The following is a 26353-nucleotide window of genomic DNA, read 5'->3' on the forward strand; positions in this document are numbered from 1 at the left end:
CCATCTCTGCCAAGAGCCTTGATATAATACGGGCGTTGTCTGCTATTATACTGTGATCAAGTCCTATTCCACACCAAGAGCCTTGAATACTGCTTCTTCTGCGGAAGAATAGAAAATCAGGCTAAATGCGCCAACCAGATCAGATGGTACAGTTCCTATATCTCCTGCTGAAGTAATTGGCAATAAAACTTTCTTTGCTCCGCTGTCCAGACATACCTGCAAGGTGCTTGCCAACTCATCTACCTTAATCAGAGTGCCACCAATACTGATTTCACCTAAAATTGCCAAGCTGTTTAGAGGTGTCTTTCCAAGTGCTGCAGAACATATAGCAATCAGTGTTGGTAATGCTAGGGTTCCTGTCATCCCAATGCCCTGCATATCCTGATAGTTGATAATATAATCCTTTGTTGTAGTACTAATCCGACCAGAAATACGGTTTCCATTTGCTTTCAGATAATGAAACGCTGTATTCGTTGCTTCTTTCGGCTCTTTTCCTGATCCAATACCTGTGCAGGCCAGCTTTCCGGTGCCTGGCATCATCTGTGCTTCCAGCATATAGCAGCCTATCATCCCTGTTTTTGATTTGGAAACAGTATAAACAGATCCCGGCTTTCCCATTCCATCTGGGATTAGCTTGCCACCGCCCTGCTCCGGAACTGAAATATAATGCTCCTCAAAGCTGTCATTATCTGTATAAGAGAAATTCACATCATAGAACTCCATGCCGCCAATCTTCTTTAACTGTTCTTTTACTCTGCGGCGGAGTTCCAGAGAAATTTCCACAATCTCACGTAATTCTTCTTTTGTTACTTCTCCATCCGGATATAACAGTTTTGTAAATCCGGAAATCATCTTACGAACTGCAATTGTATCTCGCTGGTTCAAGTTTTTGCCCAGATGGAAATACTTGTCCATTAGGTCACTATAGCTGTCCTTACGAAGTTCACGCATGAACTCTGACAGATAATCTGTGATAAATCCATAATCATTGGTAAAGGAATCCGGTCTATATTTCGGAATCTCCCATCCAGAAATATAACAATGCATACGATCCAGGAACGCTGTATCTGTTCCCATTTCCGGCGGGAATGGGTCAAATAGGTTGGATGTCTTCAAAAGAGTATCAACACTCTGGTTGATATTTCCTACAAATACCATAGAAGCCTTTGCTTGAATCTCTGCCTTACCACGGGAAAATGCTCCGGAAGCCATGTATCCTTTCATAATCTGGATGCCGTCTTTATCTTTGAACTTAATACCGGCAACCTCATCAAAAGCCACACAGTCCCACATACCTACAAGACCTACGGTATGATTGGACATGTTGTAAAAGAGATTGGCTACGGTTGTCTGTCCTCCAGCAACAAGAATACTGTTTGGTGAAATCTGCTCATATATGTATGACTTACCAGTAGAACGTGGTCCAAGCTCACAGAGATTGAAGTTATTCTCTACCAGCGGAATCATACGGGCGATCAACAACCATTTTTCTCTCTCGCTGAAACTTTCCGGCTCCATACCTGTCGAACGAAGCAGGATATCCATCCATTCATTCTTTGTAAATGCTTTTCTTCCATTTCGAACTTCATCCATATCCACATGTGGCATCTGAATAGGTGTAAGCTTTCTAATTCGTATTGGCTGTGTATTTTTCTTATCTTCTTCTATAAACTCATACTCCATCTGCAGGATACACCAAATACCACCACAGAGTAGTCGGTCATAATCTTTCACATAATCCGGATGAATTGGAATCCCTTTTACACCCAGATTAGAGAATGTAGCTTCATAGCGGTCTTCCTTTGTATTTAAGACAACAGTAATACGGTCAATCACGGTATAGCTACCTCTTTCACGCAAAAGAGAGAGAATCTTCTGTGCCTCATCCGGACGCACATAGTTATCTCTTAAAATACGCTTTACGTTCTCTACACCCTCTTCAATGATCTCTTCATCATCAGAATTACAGTACTGTCCAAGGAGATATTCCAGTACATAAACCGGAACATTGGCACCCTCACGGATGGATTTTGTTAAATCCTTCCGTACTATACGACCGTCATAGTATTGACGAAGCTTTTGCTTGATTTCTTCTCGTTTATCTTCACTCATATCCTCTATATATTCTCTATTCTCGTTCATGTTCATATTCGTCCTTCTTACTATTGGTAATAGATTTTAAAGCGTTATTGAGTTCTGAGATAGCGTATTTATCTGCTTTTTTTTCACTCGTTATTTCTCTATATTCCCAAAATGTTTCTTCTGAATCATTTCCCTTATGGTTTTCATAAAATAATTTTCGTTCCACAAAGTCATTTTCTTCATATTCTTGCGGTGAATAGTTATTGTCGCAAATATATTCCCAATGCCCTACCTCATGTAATATGGAAAATACAACGTATGTTAACTCCTTCCCATATTCTTTTAAAATATCTTCGGGGAAAATTTGCATCATGTAATTCAATTTATCATAATTATATTTCTCATCATGGCTATAAATTTCACCGACTTCACCTTCTGGTATACTAATTAAAATACTTGGATTAAAAACAGATAATGATTTATCGATTTCAAACTCAAACAAATTATGTACATCATCTCTGCTTAAATTGCACCTATATAAGTTAAAGTAACATTTAAAACCTTTCGACGTTCTATGATGTCCTTTGCTTCGGTCAAATAGGATATCTATAATTTCATTTGTGTTCATATCGTTCCTCCTAGAATCCAAAATCATCCACGAACGCAATATCAATCATAAATTCATACTGCTGCAGAATATTCTTCTCATCATTTGCATCTGTCAGCACCAGATAATACTTGTCTCCGTACTTATATTCTCTGGACTTCAATGTGAACTTCTCATGGAATGTTCTCCTCTCCGGTGCATTTTCTCTGCTGTTTGCCACAATCGGTACATCAAAAGATATCTTCTCGCCATCTTCTGTTGTAAAATATGCCACCAGACTTCTCGCTTTCATAGTATCTGTCACTTTCTCTGTCTGGATAAAATCAAAGTAAGTAATCAGGTTTGTCACTTTTCGGTTTACGGAGGTCAGAATCACATCCACATAATCATAAGCAACAGCTCTTGTATTCATTGTCAGCTCAATTACCGGAATCAGCATTTCCTGAAGTGAAGAACCACCATGCACATAGTTCTGTCCGCCACCGGCCACCTTAAAAATATCTGCTCCAATCGGTGTTGTTACATATAAATTGTTCATATAAGTCATTAATCTGGACTTCATACCAGGTTCTCTTACTTCCTTTGTAGTAAGCAAGAAACGTTTGTTAGAATAAGTACAGATTTCACGATCATAGGATACTTTATCAAATTCTTGCAACTTGTCTCTCTTGTACAGAAAGCCATGATCTGCTGTAATAAAGAATTTTGGTGCTGATATATAGCCGGTCAATTTCTTGATCAACTTATGAATCTCTTCAATTGCTTCGGAACACGCTGTAAACACTTCATTCTCACTGGCAGGCTTATCCCCACGTGCATCCACCTGATTATGATATATATATACAATATTCTTCTTCTGCAGCAATTCACGAATTTTCTCTTTGTTGGCACTTGCCACTTCATCAAACGCTAAAGCTATATTATTTTCTTTTTGTGCTTTTAAAATTTTATCTCTGGATGTTAGATCACTACAGCTATGCCCATCTACTGTAACGTTCAATTTATCATCTACCTGTAACTCGTTGTGCGGTAAAAGGCTTGCCATTCCTACTGATGTCACCGAAGGAAGGCTGCTTATCATACACTCTAATTTAGGAGTACATTTTTCATCCAGTTCCAATCGTTCCATTAATTCTTTTGCACATTCATACCGAAAAGCATCAGAAATAATAACGATGACACGATTCTTTCCTTCATACGCCTTCAGGTAGTTCCGATAGAAGTCCTCCTGACGTTTTAATCCGGTATCTGCCATCAGATTATTCGTCAGTTCCTGATTCCACTTCGGTGTCACTTTCTGCAGATAAGTAAAGGAATACATATTCTCAATGCGCTCTCTTACCTTTGAAAACCTCTCTGCATCTTCTATACAGTCATAGGCACTGTAAAACCATCTATAATAAGAATCAACCAAATATGTTTGTTTCTGATAATCTGCTACCATAGCCTTGATATCACTGGTTACTTCTAAAACAGAGACTGCCTTCATCATCTGATAAGCATATTTGATTGCATGATATTCGTTTTTATATACATTTCCAAAATGACAGGACTTTGCTGTTCGCTGCTCTGCGATTTGAGCAAGGTTCATGCCATCAATCTGAGCATCCAGAATTTCGTCATTCAACTGATCTAATGCCCAGTCAATTAAGATATTATCCAGTTCTTTGAATGCATCACAACTTACAATATCCAGAAGCTGTGCAGATTGATTTCTTGCCTTGCCTGCATCCTTTTTCAACTCATCCCGGATTTTGCTCACTACTCGTAACGTTTTGTCCACTTTTTCTGATAGAGCATCAAACGCATCTTGATAGAATACATTGTCCATCATATTTCGGACAAATACAACGACATCATTTTTCTTTTTCAATACATAAGATCTCAAAACATCCGGCAATGTATCTTTCAACGCCACGGATGCATAAGTCAAGAGCATACATACTGCCATATCATCTACATTCGGATTTTCAGACTGATATCCGAAATACTTCTCACATAATTTCCAGAACTTTTCTAAAAGCCCGTAATCCGCTAAGGATTTTATGTATGCTTCGCTGTTGTTTAATACTAAATGTCTTGTAATCTCTTCAAAATTCGGCGTCTTCACATCTGTAAGCACGGCAATAAGACCAATATCAATGCTTTCCACATTGAAATGGTCTATGCCAAGCTCTTTGAACTTTTCAATACGATTCTTATTTTTCCAGAAGTTACTGTACTGCGCCAGATGTTCTTTAAATCGATTATCAATTCCTATTTCCTGTGCCATCTGTGATACTCGGTCCGTATAGTACGGAACCGAGTAATAATACATATCTGCTAATGGATTTTCTGCATCACTTGGTTTTGGAAATGGTGCATATACAAGATACTTGCTCTCTGTATCTGATTCATTTAATAACCATTTGGAGTAAAGCCAGTTCGTTCCATCCAAAATATGTAATTTTGCATGATCCAACTGTAACTCAGATACCTCGTCTTCGTATTCCCCTTTATCATCAAACCAGAATATAACACGAGTCTCTTCCTTGCAAAACTCTGTGTTTAACTGTTCTTGTATATTCAATAAATCCATCTACGTTTACATCCTCTCCATATAGTTAAATGCCATTTTACTCAAATCACATTTCTCTATCGTACACTATAATTATTGCTCACATTAATATCCGGAAATAAATACTCACGTGTTATTCCTTTTTTCGCCAAATGGCTTAAAATCTGCGGTTTTAAGCTCTTATTTATATGAATTTTCCAGCAAACGCTACCCGCTTTTAACGAATCTGGAATATTAATAGAATGGCTAATAAATTCATTAAAACCGGCTTGTGATTCAAATCTCATTTGTGTTGTTATATCTTTTGTAAACTCTACTCCACAAATAAAAAACACACCTTCTTGATTCCTTATCCGTATATTGTGTATTTTTACATCCTCAGTTGGCAAAACCATATATCCATGATCTAAATATGCCATAAGAAACATATTTAATTCTGCTGTTCTTACAAATCTTTGCGATAAAATCGGATACTTCTTTAACAGTTGTTCTGAAAAAGAATTTATTTTTATAGTGTTATACCCTTTCATCTGCATAAGTTCTGTGAACATAAGCGTATCAATCCATTCTGCTTTATGGGCATTATATGTATACAAGTAAAGTGCAGCATCTAACAAAGGATCTTTCTCACATGCAAAATACATGGCAACTTCTGGATTTGTTGTAAAATCAATCATTCTTGTTCCTGTCCCATAATGTTGTAAGAACGCAAATTGAGCAAATAAATCTTTCCCTTCTAAATTCGACTGATTTTTTCTATATAATACACCTTCATCTTCCGAACATCGTAAAATACTTGGCTCTATCTTCCATGCAAAATTGGACTGTCCACGATAAAATGCTCGTGTTTCCGTATTGCCACCTTTTCTTGGTAAATGAAATTCTTGATTATATTTGTCGATCACAGCATATACTTCTTCTACAGAATTAACAATAATATCGGAAGTGTCTTTTTCCTCAAATTTACTCATAAAAGAATCTCTCTCATCTTTCTTACTTAATCTTTGCCAACAAATCTACTTTTAATGCTTTCTTGCCCTCCTGGGCAACTTCCACTCCCTGGAATTTCGCATAATTTACTTTCACACCATCATCCAGATCAATCTCAATTCTCTCATTTGCAATATGTACAATATGCTTTTTTACCTCACAATCTGAAATAATTTCGTATTATATGTATCGGAATCAACCACAGATACTCTGCAATTAATCCACTTTAGTTTTTTATTTATGCTATTTTGTAATGCCTTCATAATCATCTTTTTTGATCGGGTTTTTCCGCCAAAATCACCTTCTAAAAACAAAATCACATATTTCTTTTTTGAATTATCTGAAAATGCATCTTTCGACAAGAACTGAATATATTCCCTTAACTCACACAAACATTCTTTTGTATCCCCAAAGGATTTTGCGCCAATCAAAGCTGCTATCGTCATTGCTACTTTCTGTGCCATTTCAATATCCAGACTGTCTCGCCCTTCCACATTGACAGAAGTATGTGTCTTGTTGCGTTTCTGATTATTAGGTGCAATTCGCCACCTACAATTTCCTTCATCACCAATACAATTCTTTACTTCTATAAAAGCGATCTTATATTCATCAACAGAAATAAAATCTACACCCTTTGCATTCGGCAGTTTATTAAAATAGTCTCTATAGAATTTTGTATCATCAAATTTTATCACGGTATCATTTTCTGGAAACTGAAACTTTAATCCACTTTCTTCCCTAACATTATTCTCCATAAATAATCCTCTGCTCCCTATCGTACATCGCATCAAATTCCTGCATAATTGCATTATGCTCCAAATCAGATGCTAAATTTCTCATTTCATAATGAACATCATGTGTAGCCTCATCTCTGAATAATGAAATAAACCGAATGTCCATTTTTTTAGGATTTAACTCTGGATATGCAGCAATCATGTTAAATTCTTGTTGAATAAAGTAATCGTGTGTTGATACAAAAATCTGTACTCCCATCTGGGCTAATGCAACCATTGCCTGTACAATCGGGCGAATCATTTTGGGGTTCATATTTGTTTCCGGCTCATCCCAAAATAGAATGGTATTCTTATTCAAACTCCCTGAAAGAATCATATAGATAATCATAGATAATTTTCTATAACCATCAGAAAGTAATCCCATTTCAAATTCTCCCTCGCCTTTTATTTTGAAATAAAATTTCTTGTTTTTTTGAACAATTTGTCCTTTCATGATGTCTTCAAGATTACTTAAAACCTGGTTTTGCTCTATTGTGTTAGGACCTTTTGAAAGAGGACGATCCAAAAGTTTGGCAAGATCATAGTACATTTCCTCAAAATCAATATGATATTCATCATATAATGATACGAAATGTTCTACCGTAGAAATCATTTCTTTTGTAGGAATATAAATGACATCATATTTTCTGGCTTTTTCACCTTGTTCTATAGAAACATCGGCATGATTCTCCTGCCTGTTACCAAATCCAACCGTAATTTTTTGTTGCTTCTCCATATCAACAGAAAACTCTGTTCTGTTACTTCCTTGTTTCCGGCTTACCAGTCTGCCAATCTTCATTTCATCTGGGCGAAACACTCCCTGAAGCTTTTTAACAAAGAGTTGTTCTTCCATCTCTTTTGTTAAATTTTCTCTATTTATATTGCTAAAAGGTTTTATTACAGAATACATTACCTTCAAAAGTGTGGTTTTCCCTGTACTATTTTCACCACAAATAATATTGATGTTATCAGCCCAATTCATTTCTGCATTTCCAAATGCCATAAAATTGTTTAATGTCAACTTTTTGATTTTCATATCTATTTGTCACCTTATTTCCTTTATTTCAGGTTTGCCAACAAATCCACTTTTAATGCTTTCTTGCCCTCCTGGGCAACTTCCACTCCCTGGAATTTCTCATAATTTACTTTCACACCATCATCCAGATCGATCTCAATTCTCTTATTTGCAATATGTGCAATGGCTTCATCGTAAATCTTCATTTCTGCAAGCTGCTTGGTATACTTGGTTACAGCTTTTGTTGCCTTTGATTTTTCTGAAGCGGATGTTGCATTTTCAATGATATACTGCGCACTCTGCATCGCTGTTTCAACATATTTCTGCGCTCGGTGTAAGTAATCCGTTCTGACACGACCAACAGTATCAGCATCATAACGGTGCATATAAATCAGAGCCTTAAATCCGTTCTGTTTTCCACTATCAAACAGCCAGTAAATAGGACGCTTCTGATATACTTTCAGATGGTCTGCATAAAAATCTTTCAAGAAATAATTACGAATGACTTCTCTGGAAGTATCGCCTTTGTTTCCTAATGCACTTGCAATAAAATCAAGATTTTCTTCTAAGGTATCTGCGCCGTAAACAGTTTTCACAAATTTCACGAACAGACCGACAATATCATCCTCGAAGTATTCATCGTCACAGATGGGGATTATGTTATCTCTGTCAGGATAAAATTCGTTTTCTGGAAATCGAGATTTTCCTTGAGCATGAAGACAATCTTGTATTTTATCAACAATGCTTCCAAAATCTCTACCTGCACCGCCTGCATATAAAATTCCTTCATTATACAGCGAATACCGACCGAACATACAGCCAACCGCATAGGAAATGAAAGAGCGAATATCTCTGCCAAGGTCAGCCTTGCGGACAGTTACATCCTTATCCTCGACCTCCGGTGTCAGCTCACCCTGCAAGCCATAAATATCGATGAAGATACGGTTCAGTTCTTCTTCGTTAGCTTTAAGCTGGTTAAATCGACGGTTGCAATCAAACTCCCACTCAGTATACGCATCTTCAATATATGCCTGTTCTTCTCCTTTCTCATTATCTACACCGTGACAATTTTGAATCAATGGATGGCACTGGAAGTCCCATGATGTTTCAAAAGAATCCCAATCTATTTTCGATATTGCAAGCGTATTTTTCACCACTGAAGAAACTATTGACTCATCTCTTACCACAATCGGAATGTTAAGTATATCTTCAGGCGACACACCCAATGTAGGACTTAACATTTTTGAAATATAATTACAAGATTTAGAATTAAGTATGCCGAGCAAATATATGAGACTCACTTCATTATCCAGTGGATATATGCTGTTAACCGCACTTTCTGAGATAAATCCACCTTCCACATATCTAAATGGTAAATCTCCAGATGCTACATGTCCAACAACAACTGATGGAAGAAAATTAAACTCAATATTTCTAAGTGTTGACCTTAACTTACCAGTTTTTATGTCTGTAAAATTTTTGAGAGCAAATCCATTATTTTCCCAATCTATTAAATAATCTTTATTTCCATACCAGCGTCGAAATGTACCTCCCTTATTACAAGGAAACCATTTACTTCCTATGTTTTCTTTTTGAACTTCAAACCATAGACGTAAAAAACGATTATTATCCCCTGTAGTCAGTCCATTACGAACTGTAAAATAGTCTCTTACTTTTTTATAATGAGTAAACGCATGCAAAAGAGCATCGCTTACCCAATATATATACTCTGTTCTTGGTATTCCAGAAAAAATAGCTTGTTTTGTAGCAAAGCGTTGTTTTACATCAAAAAAATCTTTTTCTTTTTCAGCTTCCGATTTTCCAGTCAAAAGTTTACAATACGTTCCACTATAATCAGAAATGTATGATAAATTCAAAATAAAAGAAACAGTTTGAACTACCTCTCCTGGTATTTCATTGAAAGCTCTTGCTCCAAGATGCAACATATTAATAACCCTGTAGCTTAAAAGTTTTTCTCTCAATCGCTCATATCCTGCAATAAACATCCACACCTGTTGTGTAATCATCGCTTGATATCCATTTTTCTTTGCCATATATCCACAATGTTCAATAAATACCGCAAATAAGTCGCTCTTGCTATCTGGATAATTCTTTTTTACATAATTCGACAGCTTTGAACTCATACCTGACGCACCCATATACGGCGGATTCGTCACAACCACGTCATACCTCTGCGCCAACGCCTCCGCCACCTGCACCAACGGCAGTAATTCTCTCAGTGCTGCTTCACGAGAGATATGAATATCCTCCTCAATTTCCGCAAAGCGGTCATACAGCGCAGACCAGTCCTGCGGTGTAACCGTCAGAATCGAGCCGTATTCCTTTGCATCATGCAGTTCACTGATGATGGTTTCCATAGCTGCTTTCCGCTTGGCATCGCCATTACAGAAATACTCAAGTGCATATTCATCATAATTTTTATGCTTTTTCCCATCCTTATCAGTATGTCCGCTCTCTGCAATGGCATACACATGCGGCTGAATGCCACGGCTGAAAAAGCGGCGATCATACTGACGCCCTTTCATCATCACTGCAAAATATGCCAGCTGATATGCTCTCCGGTCAATATCCAAACCATAAATATTATGCTCTACGATTTCAAACGCTGCTTCCCTCTTATCGTATCCTGCACTTTCATAAATATCCATCAGCACATCGAACATTGCAATCAGGATATGTCCACTTCCCATACATGGATCGATACAGGTAATATCTGTAGGCTTCAGTTCTTTGTAGGAGGTACGGATTTCTGCCAGTTTTACATTAACAGCTTCTTCCTGCTCTGCCTCTGGAAGATAATATTTCCATCCAAATCTCTCCGCAGCTGCTTTTTCGTCTGTGCTTGGATCTACAGCCCTTAAATGCTCAATCCAAATTCTTCCCAAAGAGTTTTCCACCATATAACGCACAATCCAGTCCGGTGTGAAAAGCTGTGTTGCTGCCGGAATTCTTTCTTTTGTTATTTTTATATTCTTTTTCAGTTTTGCAAAGGTATCATCTTTTAATTCTGTATTGTAATACTGATACAGCCATCCAATGATCTCCACTTGTCCGGTTGGATTCCCTTCTTCATCCAGTGCAGACACATTAAAATCATTTTCCGGAATACCAGTCTCTGAATTGACTAGCATATAGATAACATCATCTTTATTCGTATAAGAGATGCCAAAAAGTAATTCCATATAGTCAGAGTCTGCCTCAAATAATCCCGGCAGAATATCATGCAATTGATGACACTGTTTCAGGAACAATTTGCAATACAGCTTATCCGTATCTTCAGATGTACCGCTCATTTTCCAATTGATAATCTCTTCTTTTTCCTGTGCAGTCAGGTTTAAATCTACATCCGGCGCCCGAGTCACAAGATCCGGTTCCATCTTGCCTTCTTTTTCAGAGGAGAGTACACGAACTCTGTTTGGAAGATAATCATTTACTTCCATAAAACGGATTGCACAGATTCGGTTGAACCAGGTATAGGCTACTTCTTCTACAACAGCTTCAAAGCCACGAGATTCAATCTGTGATACCAGTTTCTTCCTTTGTTTACACTGATTTTTATTTAGTGTAACTTCTGTTCCCGCAACGGTCTGATATACTTCAAAGTCTGGCCCCTTAGTAATCGGTTCACTGCAGGATTTCTCCGTGATACCGAGCATGCCTGCTTTGTCCGTAACCGAATCAATCAGTTTTTTTCTTGCTTCTATGGCAAATTTTTTTATCGTGTTCTTGTTCATGTACTACTTCCTCCCACCGGAATATTTAGCTTAATGTGATAATCGTATTTTCATCCAGCTCGTTTAATAATTTTTCCTTCATCTCTGCCAAGAAATTGTCGATATCCTGTTCATTTTCAATGGAATAAGTTCTTGCACCTGCCACATTGCTGATGGATACATTCTTACGTTTCTTTGGTTTTGGCTGTACTGGCGATACATGGTCTTCACTTGTAGGCGGAGTTACTGGATTTACCGATGGTTCCGGATTTACTTTCGGACGATGCGCTTCCTCATATTCCGTAATCTCATCCAAACAGCGAAGCTTCAAGGTATCACTTTCTAATCTAATATTTTTTACCGTAGCAATCTCGTTAGAAGTATCCAGCTTTTCTTTTAATTCTTCAAAAACACTTGAGAATCTGTCCCTAAACACTGATACAAACCCTTTTTCATCCAGTATATGTAAAACCTTTCTCTGATCATCTTCTACGATTGGACGCATTTCTTCTGCTTCTTTTTCCAGTAATTCTCCATACTGCTGTACAAACCTCATAGACATATCGGGCAACTTCTGAATCTGCCTAAAAGGATTCTTTGCAGTTACAATGGCTTCCATCCGGGCTACGTTGTCAATAATTTCTTGTTCCCTGACATAAATCTTACTATTTTCAAACATCTGAATTTGTTCCTGTGCTTTTTCAAAAATTTTTTTCTGATCACCATTAAAGAAGTCAAGCACCGGTGCAGTATCATCCGCATCGTCTAACAGGTCATCTCGTTTTTTATCCACTGTTTTAAAGAATTCTGCCGGCTCTTTAATGGTCAGAAGTTCTTCCAGATTCTTCTTTGCCTGTTCCATTAAGGATTTGCATGGCAACTTTGGATTTACACGATATTCAATCATGATTTCGCTGAATAATTCCAGCTTATCCTGTGCTTTTTTCTTAAAGGTTCTCATAATCATATCGTCATCATCACTGGATACTGAGAAACCAAAATAGTCTTTTATTACTTCTTTCGCCGAGCGAATTTGTCCATCTGTTGCTCTTTCTCTAATACTAATCAGCAGTTTCTCGACAAATTCACGTTTTGTCAGGTAGCGTACCAACTCTTCTTTTGTATTGGATAGCATAGATAAACTCTGGCTGTTATAGGTCAGGGATACTCTTCCCATCTTAAAGAGCATGGCAACCAGCCACTGCACGTCTTTCGGATCAAAGCCATACGGAGCAGCCCCAAATTTATCCTGCAGGGATTTCAGAGAAGTTTTCATGTGTCGTGCGTTGTTAAGACCGATGACCTGAATGACTTCTTCCAATGCTAATTTATTCGGTGTTGTATCACTGGTTCCAAGGAAGGAAAGCTGTCCATCGCTTCCATTGAATACCGCAGCAATATCAGAAAGCTCAGGAGCTGTTTCCATATAGGTCAGCTTGTTATACTGCATAGCTACTAACTTGCCAAGTGCTTCGTTAATACGGCTTGCCGGCTCTTTGGCTGAGATATTTGCTTTATCACCATTCACATAAATATCCGCATGTTTCAGAGCATCCTCGATAAAGATACGGATACGATCTTTCTTTTCAAGGCGTTCATTTTCTTTTGCACGACGGATACTGTCAAAGCTTCCTCTTGCACCTAGTGTATTTAGGAATTTATAAATCTTGAGGGAGTCTGTAATCTCATCTAAGAAGGTGCTATCGTTCGGTAATTTTACAATCACACTATGTTCTTGTACGGAAAGCATGCGCAGGGCAGAATCCGGATAATCTTCTTCATAGGGTGTGATGATTGATACTCCGATATCATTGGACTGATTCCCCTTGAAATAACGCCCATCCACTTTCTGGTTAAACGGAAATAAATAACGGTTGCTGTAACGGTATTTCTTATCTGTAAAGATATCCTCGAAGATTACTGTAGATGCCTCTCCAATAATCTCACCCATTTCTACCGATTCGTTATTGATCGCATTATTGATTTCCTGTTCTTCATTAGTCAGGAAGCTATAGATTTCTCCATTCTTCTGTACCAGTGTCTCTCGGATCAGTTTCTTTAAGGATTCTTCTATCCTTCCACGGATTTCAATACGGTCATCGTCAATATTAGAGATCATTAACGTAGTAAGGTTATCTACCTTTGCTTTGAATTCTTTGACGTATTTAATCATAAACAGCACTTTCAACAGTTCTACATCAAACTCATCCAATCTACTATTGTCTTCGGCATCGGTAATTACCTGGCTGTGCTGATGGTCAATGAATTTATGTAGAGGATCATAGAAATAGCTAAATGGTACCAGTACACCTTCTTGACTGTCTTTTAAACGAATTGCCGACTCTTGGAACAGTGCTAACATAGAACGGGACTGATCAGATAAGTGCTTTCCACTGGCTCCATAAGTACGCACAGCTGTCAATACCTGTCCAAGCAAATTGAACTGATATGGAATAAACGGATAACAGTCTGCAAAATCAGTCTTGTCTGTATATAATTTCTTATCTGCGATATCTGTAGTAAATGTAATAAGATTCTTGATAATAGATTCTTTCTGCTCATAGAGAAGGCTGAGTGTCTGTGTTGCTGTCTCGTTCTTTGCAAGCACACGCTTACGAATTACTTCGTCAACATTTGATGCTGAAAGAGAAAGTCTCGTATCAAATCGTCCCTGAATCTTAGAGAAGTCATTTCCCTTTGTCTTTGTAATAGAGTCAATATCCTCCTGACTTGTTACGATAACCCATGCCTTACCTCTGCAGGCTGTTCCAAGGTCTTCCACGATTGTCTGGAGGTTGAGCATAAGCTGTGTGTCATCTGCAATATACTGTCCGATCTCATCCACAAGGAAAATGACATGATGATTTGGCCCTTTTTTCTCACAATACTCTTTGACCAGAGATACGAACTTTTCAATACTGAGGTCATAGTTTCCCTTTGCATTTTTACACCAGTTGCGGGCAGCCTCTTCACTCATGAAATCCATTGCAGCAATCGTTTTTACGATTTTATCTTGGATAACCACAAAGGCCTGTCTCTTCTTCTCCCACGGTGTACCTGCAATCTCTTCAAATTTATTTTTGAACTCTTCAAATCTTCCTTCGTTATCTAACTGACGTTCAAATTCTGCAAGATACGGAATGGAACCGCAATATCCTTGCATTTCATTGAATACCTTCATAAAGACTTCCACAATAGCTTCCTTGCCGGATCCGACCTTTGCAGAGCCTTTGGAATCAATATTAAAGAGCATGACATCAGAAGAAATGGTCCCGGAATTGGTCATTTTGGCAATCAGCATCGGATCATCGATTTTCTTTCCATCTGTAAAGTATTCGATTGCTCTCTTTCCTTCCACTACACTGTTTTTTAACAGATGGGAAAGAATCTTTAAAAAATGAGATTTACCACTTCCAAAGAAACCGGAGATCCAGACACCCATTTTGTCAGTATTGTTATTAATCCCCTTTTCATAGTTATCGAAAAAATCATGGAAATGTTTTAGCAATTCTTTTGTTACTACATATTCGTCCAATTCCTGATATACATTTTCTTCATCAGACTGACCTACTTTGATTACACCCTTAATATCACGGTCAATCTGTTTCTCAAACATCTCTTTAATCTGCATTTTTCTTCTCCTTTATTTTACACAAGCCGGAATGCCCGGTAATAATTTCTGGAATCCATCGTTCCAAATAATTTTAAATCCTGTCCGCTGTATTCTCCCGGATAAAACATCACAACCGGCACACTATCAAGTACCTGATGCAAATTGTTCAAAATATTATGGCTTGCAATGATTGGATGGCATTTTCCGACTCCTGTCAGAAAAATCACGCTATTTGTCAGATCTTCCTGTAGAATCTTTGAAATAATCAGGTTTAGCTCGTTTGTTTCATCCAGTCCCAATGTTTCTACCAGATTGTCTGCCATATCAAAAAAGCCATTCTCTTTTTCCAGATCAAAGAAGGCTTCCAGATATCCTTCTTTCTCTAACACCTGAATCATCGTATGAAATAGATCAAATTCTATGATTTTAAAGTCTTTATTGCTATTGTTGATTCGGTCCTTTAAATATGCGATATGACTGCGCACTTCCAGTTCCGCTCTTGGATTATAATCAAACACATAATATCCGACTTCATTTCCAAGTCCTTTATTTTCACGGAAAGACTTTTCAGAAATCTTATCTTCAATCCGATTCAGTCTTTCATCCAAACTTAACCTCGCCATCCTTAGACTCCCTTCACTGCTTTCAAGTATTTACCAAGCCCATTTGCAGTCAGTAATTCTTCTGTACGGTAATCAATATGAACTTGCTTGATTGTTCTGGGTTTTACACTACTTTCCAGTAATCCTGCTTCAAACATCATTCTGGTGAAACACTGTTTCAACTTCCGTACTGCAGTATCCGTCCAGCCAGCAACCACATCACTCTGCATTGCCTTATCTGCAAAAAAGACATTCAGATCACGATCGGTAATCTCTTTTTCACCTAATCGAATCTTCTCGTTGTATACTTCGCGTAAAAACTCAAAAAATAATCTGCTGTCCATCAGGATTGCAATTAGATTTAGAATTTTTACAATTTCCACATCACAAGTGATAAATGCCTGCAACACTACTTCCGGTAAGGCAGATACCCTTCGGTATGTTCCGTTCAACACCTCATAGGCACGATATTCTGCTTTCACCTGATAGATATTTTCCTCCCAGACAATCTTTCGGATATCTGTCTTGCTAAGTCCTTCCAGAATATAACCTGCCGTTTTTCTGGATTCTTGCAGCCAGAATAATTTTGATGTAAGTCCTGCACTGTATTCCATTACTGCCCGCCATCCTTTGTTTCTTTTTCATAATGGATAATATCTCCGAAATCACAATCTAGTTTATCGCAAATCTTCTCAAGAATCTTCATGGAAACCAGCTCACCATTGGTCATTTTTGCCACGGTGCTACTACTGATTCCCACTTGGTTCATCATATCCACTTTCTTCATATTTTTATCAATTAATAGCTTCCACAATCCATTGTATGATACTGCCATATGTATTCCCTCTTCGATATACAAAACTTATGGTTTTCCTGTATTTTGAAAGTATAGTATTGATTTTCGTTCTTATACTCTCAATTTTTATTATTGTATCATACTACATGTTTTTCTTCAACGATAAGTGCAAATGATAGCTTCGACTTTGCGAATGATTTGTTTGATAATTCTAATGATAGCACAACCGCTTGCAATAGTTATGATTTATTATTATTATTGCAGAAAAATGTAACTTCCCTTTTCCTGTTCCGTCCAGTACAATCTAAGTGAACACAGCAGATTGATTAGAGGTGCGATTGAGAAGTCTGTTATTGCATGATATAATTATCCAAAGAGTTTCTATTAAAAAAGCCCTAAAATAAGCTGGAGGTTTTCAATGAGCGATGTAGATATTAGCATATTTCGTAATGATCGAAATTTGAAGCCTGTATTTTATAATGATAAGTGCGATAAGTATGACTATTTGAGTGCTGTTGGATGTGGCGCTATTGCAGGATTGGTTGATATTTTTCTTGTTGGCTCCCCCGCTGATAGCAAATTGCAAGGGTGGACAGATGCACAGGTAGATAAAACAGTAATGTCTTTTGCCAAAACTTGTGGATGGTCACCCAGAGAAGGGAAAGAAAAAAGCGTTGCCAGTGCGATTGGTTTCTTGGAGAAAAAATTCCCTGTGAACTATGACCAACGCCATTCTGGAGATGTTGCTGGATTGTTTACTATGTCTGCAAAGAACCATCACATGAAATCGTTGGCTCATTCGCCGGATATTATTGGATTGTTCTTCTCTATTCTGAATCAGTTTACTTCAACATCATCTTTCTTACATAATGGTCAACTGATTACAATTCAGACAGAGACATACGAATTACAGGGACATGACTTTATATCAAAGCTCTTTTGCGGAGTGGCGAATTGGTTTGGTCACATTATGTCTGATGCTGCCGGCAGTTCTGGTGCATCTGGCAGAGGAAGCGGTGTTGTAATTCCGTTCTATGAGTTGTTTCAGTTGTGTAATTTTGGAAGTTTTCAAGTCGGTCAAGACAGAAATACGTTGGCAACGGTAGCCACTAAAGTATTCCAAGAGGGATATGATGCAAGATTTGGACTTACAATGGCAATTCCGGTTGTCCTTTGCGATTTGTCAATCAAGCTGATTTGGGCAATTAAGCATTGCTTCTATCACAAGCGTCCGTTACACGAGTGCATCCCAACCAAACGACATGATGATCTCAGAATCATGCTCATCATCGGAGATGGTACATTGTGTTTGATGGATGGTGCAGATGCGGCAATTCGTTCCGGGGAAAACTGGGTAAACTTCTTTCTGCGATTAAACATTGTTGCGTGGTATCGTCTGGTATCTCTGGTATTTAGAGAAGTATGTATTCGTTTGGGAATCAGCCTCTCGTTGCAGAAACAGTTGGATGCTTATATCAGAATCAACGAAGCTATAGCATTGTATTTGACACAGCTTGAAAAAATTGATTTCGAGCTTTTCAAGAAAGAAACAGAACAATATAACCATATGCTCGCCATGATGGAAGAAGCCAACAGTGAAGATGAATTGAACGTTCTGCTGAAAAGCGAATATAAGGCACTTGGCATCGACCTTCCGTACAGTGGAGATTTTGATGCTTTTATGAATGATGCTTCATCCGTATTGGAGTTCAAGTGATATTTAAGTGCGATAAATGTGGTCAATGTTGTATGGTAATTAGGAATGCTGTGAAATATTAAAAAGAGAGATGGGGGAATAGATTATGCCTTTGCCAATTTGGTTAATACCCATAGCATTAAAAGGTGCAGCTGTTGTTGCTGGTACAACTGGAGTAGGTGTAGCAGCACATGGTGCTAAGAAAATGAAAGATGCAAACGACACTGCGAAAGCTGCCCAAAGTCGCCACGAAAGAAACATGGCAAGATTCGAGAAAGAGAATGAAACAACAACAAAGAATATGGACAAGCTCGGAAAGTTAGAACTTGAAATTCTGCATAGTTTTAGTGAATTCTCGGATTTGTTTGAGCAAATCAAAAACAGACCTACTTTTGAGACATATTCCAAAAACGGTGTCTCACTTCCAAAGTATGATGGGGAGAAAATCAAGGAAGTATCTGTTGGTGCAGGCGTTCTCCTTGGAGGACTTGGCGGTGCAGGCTTAGGTGCTGCTGGTGGTTTTGCTGCAGCTGGTGCAACTACAGCTGCTGTTATGGCTTTGGGTACAGCTTCTACTGGAACTGCTATTGCATCGTTGAGTGGTGTCGCTGCGACCAATGCCACTTTGGCATTGCTGGGTGGTGGTACACTTGCAACAGGTGGCGGTGGAATGGCGGCTGGTGCTGCCGCTTTGGGTGCTGCGACTCTTGGCGTTGGTTTGTTGGTTGGCGGTATTATCTTTAGTTTCACAGGTGGTAAACTGTCAGATAAGGCTGATGAAGCCTGGGCGCAGATGAAAAAGGCTGAAGGAAAAATCAACAACATTTGCAATTACCTTGTTGATTTGTATTCGACTTCCAACAAGTATTACGAAACTCTTTTTAAGGTAAATGGTATCTATGAGAGACGCCTTAACTGTTTGAAGAGTATCGTTACCGTGCTTGGACATACCGATTGGAATACATTTACCCCAGAAGAGAAGAAAATTACAGAAAACACGGTTCTTCTTGTTGGACTGCTTTACAATATGTGTAAAGTTGAACTCGTTCTTAAGAGCGAAAAAGAGAATGATATCAACGCCATTAACAAGGCAACCGTGGAGATTTCCATCAATAATGCAAATGCTATATTGCAAAACGGTGGATATGAGACTGTGAGAAAAAGTCTGTAAATAAGATTCTTTTATGATACTCCCTAGATAGTCCAAGAAAATGCCCGCACCTCCACCTCTATTAGAGCTAAGTAAACTGCATACTACTTTTTCTATCCCTAAGAGGAAGATAAAATTTTATTATTTTGAATTATTTCCGGTGATTGCACTGCGAATCAGAGCAACAAATTCGTCGGCCAATGCGGAGAGTTCCGTTCTCTGCTTCTTTACTAGACCAAATTCATAGTGAAATGGACATGCAACAACGGGAAGACTTTTAATAATTGGATCATAGGGTTCTTTAACATAAGCATACTGATTCATAGTAGCAATGTAATAACCATTTGTTTCATGAAGCATACCAATCAGTAAATCTCGATCACTAAGTTGAATTGTCGTCGAAGGACAGAAGGTTTTAGATATTTCTGCTTCGATAGCTTTGATGAGTTCATTATTTTCTTTGATTGTAATTTGGCTGAAGTTATGCAACTCATTTATTGTTACGGATGTTTTGTTTGACTGATATAAAGGACAGGCAGGACCAAATAAAATATGTGTTGGTTCGATAGATAAAGTATGATACTCTAGACCATAAGAATAAATTAAATCTAGCCACTGCGATTTCATGAGAGATGGCATTGCGATAATGCCGATTTCAGATATATTATGAGCTACGTCAAAGAGAATTCTGTCTCTGGGGGTGTTTATATAGTGAAAGTTAATATTCTGGTCAGAATACTTATTAAACATCTGATAGAGAAGTCTATTGGCAAAAAGCAAATAGTAGATAGAAATTTTAAAGGCAGAATTAGATCCGTTTCTGTATTGTAGATTTGAGGCAGACTGAATGTGTTGATAGGCTTCTAAAATAGTTTTCCCATATTTAACAAATATTTTTCCGAACTCTGTTTGTTCGATTCCTTTTTGTGTGCGTATGAATAGTTTTTGACGGAGTTCTGTTTCTACACATTTGATAGAACTGCTTAATGTGCTTTGTGCAATATAAAGATTTTGAGAAGCTCTATTGATGGAACCTACTTGAGCAACTTCTATAATTTGTTGTATTTGTTCTATTTTCATAAAAACTCCTCCAATCTATTACAATATATTTTACCTTAATTTTACAGGATAAAAAGTATATTTAGTTATCGCAATTTTCGTTAATATATAACGAATTATTCGGTAAAAAGAAATACGGATATAAAGAAATATCCTGTAATATAAGCATTTTCATTATATGCTATAATTTAAATCCTGTAAATAAGATATATTAAAATATGCTTTTGATATCGTAGTTTTCGTTAATGTAAGACGAAAAAGCAGATAAACGATAAGCTTGCGGGAATGATATAATCATTATAAACAACGGTTGTTATAAAAATACGTATTTTTAAATTGAAACGAAATTAAAGCATTTGGAGAAAGGAGAGTATGATACACGGGTATTATACGAAAAGAGCTTATGACATCTTTCATTCAATCTGATCAAGTATGGTTAATTTGGGCGGTCGTTATATCTTTGGGTGCTTTTGCTATTCTGGCAGAGCAAAAATTCAAATGGGGTGGCAAAATAGGAAGTGCTATTATCGCAATTTTTAGTGCTCTGATTTTGGTAAATGTGCGTTTGATTCCTGTTTCTTCTGAAGTTTATACAGTTATTAACAGCTATATTTTGCCTTTATCCATTCCGTTGTTGCTTTTTCAATGTGATTTGAGAAGAATTATAAGAGATTCTGGTAAGTTAGCAGTGATTTTCTTTGTGGCGGCAGTAGGGACATTGATTGGTGTTGCTGTTTGTGGGCTGATGTTCAAAGATGTGGAAGGTGTTGGTGGTATTGCTGCTATGACAACAGGTGCACATATTGGTGGCACGGTAAATCTGGTGGCGATGGGGCAAACTTTTAATATGGAAGCAAACTATGTGAATGCTTGTGCAATTGCAGCGAACCTTTTCCTTGCATTCTATATGCTGATGCTGAGCAGTGCTGCAAATTTGAAGTTTGTTAGAAAGATGTATCCGCATCCTTATATTGATGAAATGGAGAGGGCAGCAGATGGTGGTAAATCTATGGCAGAAAGCTACTGGAAGCCTAAGAATATCTCCCTATTGAGTATTGCTCTTAGTTTAGCAACAACTTTTGTGATTACCGGTGTCAGTCAGACTATTTGTACTTTTGTAAATGCTACAGAAGCCCCTTTTATTGTCAAACAGCTTTTGGGTAGCATTTATCTAGTAATGACACTAATCACTGTGACATTGGTTACATTGTTCCCTAAATATTTTGAGAAATTACAGGGGGCAGAAGAACTGGGTAACTTTGCAATCATCCTGTTTTTTGTTGGCTTGGGATGTGCAGCAAACTTGGCAGAATTGGCACAGATTGGCGTAGTTGTGATTGCGTTTATCATTTGTATTATGATTTTTAATTTCTTGGTAACAATGGCGATTGGGAAAATTTTCAAATGGTCTTATGAGGAAATTTCCTTAGCTTGTAATGCGACATTTGGTGGACCGACAACTGCGGCGGCATTTGCAATCAATAAAGGTTGGCATGAACTAGTAGTTCCTTCTATTTTAGTAGGGCTTTTGGGGTATATCATCGGAAACTATTTTGGTGTCCTAATCGGTAATCTGTTGATGTGATGGTTATCTAAATAAAGGAGGACACGGCTTATGAAATATGATCTTTTTATTAAAAATACAAAAATAATTGATGGTTCTGGTACACCGGCATTTGCAGGGGGAGTTGCAGCAAAGGAAGGAAAGCTATTTGTGTTTCCCCCAAATACTGTTGTGGATGCAGAAAATGTGATTGATGCCAAAGGACGGTATACTTGCCCTGGATTTATAGACCCTCACTCCCATGGAGATATTCCATTGGGAGAGGAGTATGCATCTCTCTCTAAAATATCTCAAGGGATCACAACACATCAGGGTGGAATGTGCGGGTTTTCAATGTTCCCTGTAAACCCGGAATATTTAAATTTATTACAGGAAAGTTTAGGACTTTTGAGTAATACATTTCCAGAGGAAATGAGTACATTTACAAGTTGTGAGGCTTATCTGAATTATACAGATACGGTAAGACGTCCGGAAAATACACAATTTCTGATTGGTCATGTGACTCTTCGTGTAGCTGTTATGGGTTATGCAGATAGAGAACCTACAAAAGAAGAACTGGAACAAATGAAAGCATTGCTTCGTGAAGCGATGGAACATGGGGCTGCAGGGATGTCTTCTGGATTGGTTTATGTACCTAGTGCATATGCAAATGAAGACGAACTGGTAGAACTTTGCAAGATTATTGCCGAATATGGTGGGCTGTATACGACACATATGAGAAATGAGGCTGGAGATTCTTTTCGTTCCATTCAAGAGGCAATTTCTATTGCAAGAAAGACGGGCGTTCGATTGATTATTTCTCATCATAAAATTCAAGGGAAAGCAAATTGGGGAATGTCTAAGGAAACGCTAAAAATGATTCATGATGCGATTGATGAAGGAATTGAAGTTTCCTGCGATCAATATCCTTATACAGCGTCTATGACACATCTGTCTGTATGTACACCTCCGAAGTATTTTACACATGGATTGTCTGGTATGCTGGAATATCTGAAGGATCCGGTAATGAAAGAGAAAATTAAGAATGAAATGAACGATCCAAATACTCCGTATGATAATTTTTATTTGCACTCCGGAGGTTGGGAGGGTGTGTTTATTTCTTGTTCTCCCTGCTACCCGGAAGCTGAAGGAAAAAGGGTTGCGGAATTGGCAAAGGAGAAAGGGCAAGATCCCTTTGAAACTTTCTGCGATATTATGATTGCAAATAATGGTGTTGTAACAGCGATTTACTTTTCTATGAGTGAAGAAGATGTATTCCGCATCATTCAGGATGATTTGGTTGTAGTAGGTACAGATGGCATTATTAAATCTATGGATGATAAGGCGCATCCAAGAGCTTTTGGTACATTTCCGCGTGCGATCAAATATTTTGTGAAAGAGAACCATCTGATGACACTGGAAGCGATGATACGAAAAATGACATCGTTAACTGCTGAGAAAATCAACCTGAAAACAAAGGGATTGGTTAGAGATGGATATGATGCCGATTTAGTTATTTTTGATTATGAAACAATTAACGATACAGCAGACTACATCCATTCCAATGCATTGGCGGATGGTATTGATTATGTAATTGTTGCTGGCGAAGTGGTATATCATGACAAAAAAATGACAGGTGCAAAACCAGGAAAGACTGTCAGATATCAAAGATGATTTTATGATGATAAATTAAAAAGAAGCTTCTGATTATTTGGGAGCATCCCAAAGTTTGTGTAAACCTCCAAACTGATGTAAGATAAAATTACTCAGTTTGGAGGTTATTTTTATGGCAAGAAGAAAAGACAGCCCACAAAAAGCAGCAATGAGAGAAATGATGCGTAACTATCTGAAAAATAATGATATCAGCATCAAAGACAGCATCGATGTAAACAGCATCATGCGTGACATGATGTCTGTCCTTTTGGAAGGTGCTTTGGATGAAGAACTGGACGAAGAATTAGGATATTCCAAGTATGACTACCAAAACAAAGAAACAGACAATAGTAGAAATGAACATTCCAGCAAAACCATGCACACCAGTTATGGAGATATGGATGTGGCGATTCCAAGGAATCGTAACGGTGATTATGAACCACAGTTGATTAAAAAATATCAGAATACCGTAACTCAGGACATGGAAGAAAAAATACTTTCCATGTATGCCAAGGGAATGACAACCGGAGACATTGAATCCCACATGCGTGAATTATACGATATTGATATTTCTGACAGCACAATCAGCAGGATCACAGATAAAATCCTGCCTATTGTAAAAGAATGGCAGGAACGTCCTCTGGAAGAAGTGTATGCTGTAGTATTTATGGATGCAATCCATTATCATGTCCGCAGCGAAGGACGTATTGTAAAACGTGCGGTTTACATTGCTCTTGGTATCGACATGAATGGAAAAAAAGATGTCCTTGGAATGTATGTTGGAGAAAACGAAAGTGCAAAGTTCTGGCTTTCTATCATGAATGGATTAAAAAACAGAGGCGTTGAGGATATCCTGATTGCATGCGTTGATGGTTTAAATGGATTTCCACAGGCAATCGAGGCTGTTTATCCAAAAACAGAGATTCAGCAGTGTATCATTCACCAGATCCGTAATTCAACGAAGTGAGACTATGAGAAAAAGTCTGTAAATAAGATTCTTCTATGATATGTGAGGGTGGTAAGCCTGAAAATCAGGCTTCTCACCCTTGTTTTATATATAACAGTTGTTGAATGGCATGTCAAGAGCAGGCGGTTTTCCGCCCCGCCTTATTCGCCTGTTTATTCGTTACTCCGGGAGGCGTCCTTCGTACATAATACTCAGTTCACCATACACCTGTGCCCAGTTCCGGATCGTACTGGTCCATTTCTTCGTAGCTTCAAACGTGGCAAGATACAGTGCCTTTAAAAGGGCTGTATCGCTTGGAAATACGCTTCTCTGGCGATTCAGTTTCCGATAGGTGGAATTCAGTGATTCTATCGCATTTGTCGTGTAAATGACCTTCCGGACCGTTGCCGAAAATTTGAAAATCTGAGAAATTGCATCCCAGTTATCCTTCCAGCGTTTCATGGAATTCGGATATTTGGGAGTCCATTTTTCGGTCACATGTTCTAATGCTGCCAATGCCTTTTTCTCGTCTGCCGCCTGATAAATCGTTTTCAAATCCGCTGCAAATGCTTTCCTATCCTTGTCAGGGACATATTTCAGAGTGTTTCTTACCTGGTGTACGATACAGCGCTGATATTCGGTCTTAGGGAAGGCAGCATTGATAGCTTCTTTGATTCCTGTAAGACCATCAGCACAAAGAATCAGGATATCTTTCACACCTCTGTTTTTCAGCTCATTCAGTACTGTCAGCCAATATTTGCTGCTCTCATTTTCGCCAACCTGAATGGTCAACACTTCTTTTTTGCCTTCGTGATTGATGCCTAGGATCACATATGCGGCAAGCTTACGGATAACGTTATTATCTTTCACCGAAAAGTGGACGGCATCGATAAAAAGAATCGGATACACTTCTGCCAGAGGTCTGTTCTGCCATTCTTCTATTTCCGGCAAAAGACGATCTGTGATATCAGAAACCATGCCTTCGCTGACTTCAAAACCATAAATATCTTCAATCATCTCAGAAATCTGGCGTGTTGTCATGCCTTTGGCATACATAGAAATGATCTTATCATCGATTGCAGAGATGTCTTTCTGACGTTTCTTGACGATTTTAAGTTCAAATGTACTGTCGCGGTCCTGCGGAACACTCAGTGTGGTTTCGCCATATTTACTGCGAATCTGTTTTTGTTTATATCCATTTCTGGAATTGGGATTTTCAGAGCGTTCATAGGACTCATAACCCAGGTGTTCATCCATTTCAGCTTCCATCATTTCTTTGATGGTATCGCCCAGCAGATCTTTGAGAGCGTCCTGGATATCCTCTGCTGACTGGATATCGTATTCCTGCAGAAGTGCTGCAATAATGTTTTTCTTACCCTCGGACATTCTTTTTCTTCTTGCCATAATTTAAGGCCTCCTCATGATATTTTTATTCTATCATAGAAGGCCTTGTTATTTATGTTTTTACAGAGTTTTTTTCACAGACTCCAATTTGCCCCGGAGCTGTTGGATAAAAAATTTTATGAAAAGCAACTTT

Annotated in this window: 17 protein-coding genes and 1 pseudogene; 5 read left to right on the forward strand and 13 right to left on the reverse strand. The window is 38.1% G+C overall.

Features of this window, described 5'->3' with window-relative positions; translation table 11 throughout:
* Positions 1–63 precede the first annotated feature (63 nt).
* The 11 genes from brxL to EJE48_RS08275 form a co-directional block, all read right to left on the reverse strand.
* Positions 64–2142 carry a protease Lon-related BREX system protein BrxL gene (brxL, locus tag EJE48_RS08225; protein WP_118582811.1) on the reverse strand — a complete coding sequence of 693 codons (2079 nt, stop codon included), beginning with the start codon at positions 2140–2142 and terminating at the stop codon, positions 64–66.
* A complete protein-coding gene (locus EJE48_RS08230; protein WP_118582760.1) occupies positions 2129–2710 on the reverse strand; it encodes a hypothetical protein in 582 nt (193 codons plus the stop codon). Before EJE48_RS08230 ends, brxL begins: the two co-directional genes overlap by 14 nt.
* A gap of 10 nt (positions 2711–2720) precedes the next feature.
* Positions 2721–5267, reverse strand: a complete 2547-nt coding sequence (pglZ, locus tag EJE48_RS08235) for a BREX-1 system phosphatase PglZ type A (RefSeq protein ID WP_118582757.1) — start codon at positions 5265–5267, stop codon at positions 2721–2723.
* 56 nt (positions 5268–5323) lie between these two features.
* Complete coding sequence (locus tag EJE48_RS08240; RefSeq protein WP_118582754.1) at positions 5324–6217, reverse strand: FRG domain-containing protein; 894 nt, start codon at positions 6215–6217, stop codon at positions 5324–5326.
* Positions 6218–6388: 171 nt separating this feature from the next.
* Positions 6389–6991 carry a DUF6661 family protein gene (locus EJE48_RS08245; protein WP_118582751.1) on the reverse strand — a complete coding sequence of 201 codons (603 nt, stop codon included), beginning with the start codon at positions 6989–6991 and terminating at the stop codon, positions 6389–6391.
* A complete protein-coding gene (locus tag EJE48_RS08250; RefSeq protein ID WP_118582748.1) occupies positions 6981–8045 on the reverse strand; it encodes an AAA family ATPase in 1065 nt (354 codons plus the stop codon). Before EJE48_RS08250 ends, EJE48_RS08245 begins: the two co-directional genes overlap by 11 nt.
* Before the next feature lie 23 nt (positions 8046–8068).
* Positions 8069–11779 carry a BREX-1 system adenine-specific DNA-methyltransferase PglX gene (pglX, locus tag EJE48_RS08255; RefSeq protein ID WP_118582745.1) on the reverse strand — a complete coding sequence of 1237 codons (3711 nt, stop codon included), beginning with the start codon at positions 11777–11779 and terminating at the stop codon, positions 8069–8071.
* A 25-nt stretch (positions 11780–11804) separates the two neighbouring features.
* Positions 11805–15389: a BREX system P-loop protein BrxC gene (gene brxC, locus EJE48_RS08260; RefSeq protein WP_118582742.1), complete on the reverse strand. Its 3585-nt coding sequence runs from the start codon at positions 15387–15389 to the stop codon at positions 11805–11807.
* Positions 15390–15406: 17 nt separating this feature from the next.
* Positions 15407–15979, reverse strand: coding sequence for a DUF1788 domain-containing protein (locus EJE48_RS08265; RefSeq protein WP_243108004.1), 573 nt, complete (start codon positions 15977–15979; stop codon positions 15407–15409).
* Positions 15980–15996: 17 nt separating this feature from the next.
* Positions 15997–16587, reverse strand: a complete 591-nt coding sequence (locus EJE48_RS08270) for a DUF1819 family protein (protein WP_118582736.1) — start codon at positions 16585–16587, stop codon at positions 15997–15999.
* On the reverse strand, positions 16587–16808 hold the full coding sequence (locus EJE48_RS08275) for a helix-turn-helix domain-containing protein (RefSeq protein ID WP_118582733.1): 222 nt from the start codon (positions 16806–16808) through the stop codon (positions 16587–16589). The genes EJE48_RS08270 and EJE48_RS08275 overlap by 1 nt, the downstream gene beginning before the upstream one ends.
* 379 nt (positions 16809–17187) lie before the next feature.
* Between EJE48_RS08275 and EJE48_RS08280 the strand changes: the two genes are divergently transcribed.
* Both EJE48_RS08280 and EJE48_RS08285 read left to right on the forward strand, forming a co-directional pair.
* Positions 17188–18486, forward strand: coding sequence for a hypothetical protein (locus EJE48_RS08280; RefSeq protein WP_118582730.1), 1299 nt, complete (start codon positions 17188–17190; stop codon positions 18484–18486).
* 85 nt (positions 18487–18571) lie between these two features.
* Positions 18572–19636 (forward strand): hypothetical protein, encoded by a 1065-nt coding sequence (locus EJE48_RS08285; protein ID WP_118582727.1) that lies wholly within the window; start codon positions 18572–18574, stop codon positions 19634–19636.
* 120 nt (positions 19637–19756) lie between these two features.
* Here EJE48_RS08285 and EJE48_RS08290 read toward each other — a convergent pair whose 3' ends face one another.
* Positions 19757–20695 carry a LysR family transcriptional regulator gene (locus EJE48_RS08290; protein ID WP_124984485.1) on the reverse strand — a complete coding sequence of 313 codons (939 nt, stop codon included), beginning with the start codon at positions 20693–20695 and terminating at the stop codon, positions 19757–19759.
* A gap of 382 nt (positions 20696–21077) precedes the next feature.
* Between EJE48_RS08290 and EJE48_RS08295 the strand changes: the two genes are divergently transcribed.
* The 3 genes and pseudogenes from EJE48_RS08295 to EJE48_RS08305 all read left to right on the forward strand — a co-directional run.
* A complete protein-coding gene (locus tag EJE48_RS08295) occupies positions 21078–22259 on the forward strand; it encodes a DUF819 family protein (protein WP_118582721.1) in 1182 nt (393 codons plus the stop codon).
* 30 nt (positions 22260–22289) lie between these two features.
* Positions 22290–23891, forward strand: a complete 1602-nt coding sequence (locus EJE48_RS08300; protein WP_124984486.1) for an N-acyl-D-amino-acid deacylase family protein — start codon at positions 22290–22292, stop codon at positions 23889–23891.
* A 112-nt stretch (positions 23892–24003) separates the two neighbouring features.
* A pseudogene (locus EJE48_RS08305) lies at positions 24004–24834 on the forward strand (IS256 family transposase); the annotation flags it as partial.
* Positions 24835–24996: 162 nt separating this feature from the next.
* On the opposite strand, the gene EJE48_RS08310 reads toward EJE48_RS08305, so the two are convergent.
* The gene (locus EJE48_RS08310; protein ID WP_118582715.1) at positions 24997–26220 is read right to left on the reverse strand and encodes an IS256 family transposase; all 1224 of its coding nucleotides are present in this window, start codon (positions 26218–26220) and stop codon (positions 24997–24999) included.
* Between the last annotated feature and the right edge of the window lie 133 nt (positions 26221–26353).

It is taken from the genome of Anaerotignum faecicola, assembly GCF_003865035.1.
GTDB lineage: Bacteria > Bacillota > Clostridia > Lachnospirales > Anaerotignaceae > Anaerotignum_A > Anaerotignum_A faecicola.

Excerpts from the sequence above, each read along its gene's own strand:
- brxC (WP_118582742.1), bottom strand. The coding sequence starts at position 15,389 with ATGCAGATTAAAGAGATGTTTGAGAAACAGATTGACCGTGATATTAAG.
- EJE48_RS08300 (WP_124984486.1), top strand. The coding sequence starts at position 22,290 with ATGAAATATGATCTTTTTATTAAAAATACAAAAATAATTGATGGTTCT.
- brxL (WP_118582811.1), bottom strand. The coding sequence starts at position 2,142 with ATGAACGAGAATAGAGAATATATAGAGGATATGAGTGAAGATAAACGA.
- pglZ (WP_118582757.1), bottom strand. The coding sequence starts at position 5,267 with ATGGATTTATTGAATATACAAGAACAGTTAAACACAGAGTTTTGCAAG.
- EJE48_RS08285 (WP_118582727.1), top strand. The coding sequence starts at position 18,572 with ATGCCTTTGCCAATTTGGTTAATACCCATAGCATTAAAAGGTGCAGCT.
- EJE48_RS08250 (WP_118582748.1), bottom strand. The coding sequence starts at position 8,045 with ATGAAAATCAAAAAGTTGACATTAAACAATTTTATGGCATTTGGAAAT.
- EJE48_RS08295 (WP_118582721.1), top strand. The coding sequence starts at position 21,078 with ATGACATCTTTCATTCAATCTGATCAAGTATGGTTAATTTGGGCGGTC.
- EJE48_RS08240 (WP_118582754.1), bottom strand. The coding sequence starts at position 6,217 with ATGAGTAAATTTGAGGAAAAAGACACTTCCGATATTATTGTTAATTCT.
- EJE48_RS08275 (WP_118582733.1), bottom strand. The coding sequence starts at position 16,808 with ATGGCAGTATCATACAATGGATTGTGGAAGCTATTAATTGATAAAAAT.
- EJE48_RS08280 (WP_118582730.1), top strand. The coding sequence starts at position 17,188 with ATGAGCGATGTAGATATTAGCATATTTCGTAATGATCGAAATTTGAAG.
- pglX (WP_118582745.1), bottom strand. The coding sequence starts at position 11,779 with ATGAACAAGAACACGATAAAAAAATTTGCCATAGAAGCAAGAAAAAAA.
- EJE48_RS08270 (WP_118582736.1), bottom strand. The coding sequence starts at position 16,587 with ATGGAATACAGTGCAGGACTTACATCAAAATTATTCTGGCTGCAAGAA.
- EJE48_RS08245 (WP_118582751.1), bottom strand. The coding sequence starts at position 6,991 with ATGGAGAATAATGTTAGGGAAGAAAGTGGATTAAAGTTTCAGTTTCCA.
- EJE48_RS08290 (WP_124984485.1), bottom strand. The coding sequence starts at position 20,695 with ATGAAAATAGAACAAATACAACAAATTATAGAAGTTGCTCAAGTAGGT.
- EJE48_RS08230 (WP_118582760.1), bottom strand. The coding sequence starts at position 2,710 with ATGAACACAAATGAAATTATAGATATCCTATTTGACCGAAGCAAAGGA.
- EJE48_RS08310 (WP_118582715.1), bottom strand. The coding sequence starts at position 26,220 with ATGGCAAGAAGAAAAAGAATGTCCGAGGGTAAGAAAAACATTATTGCA.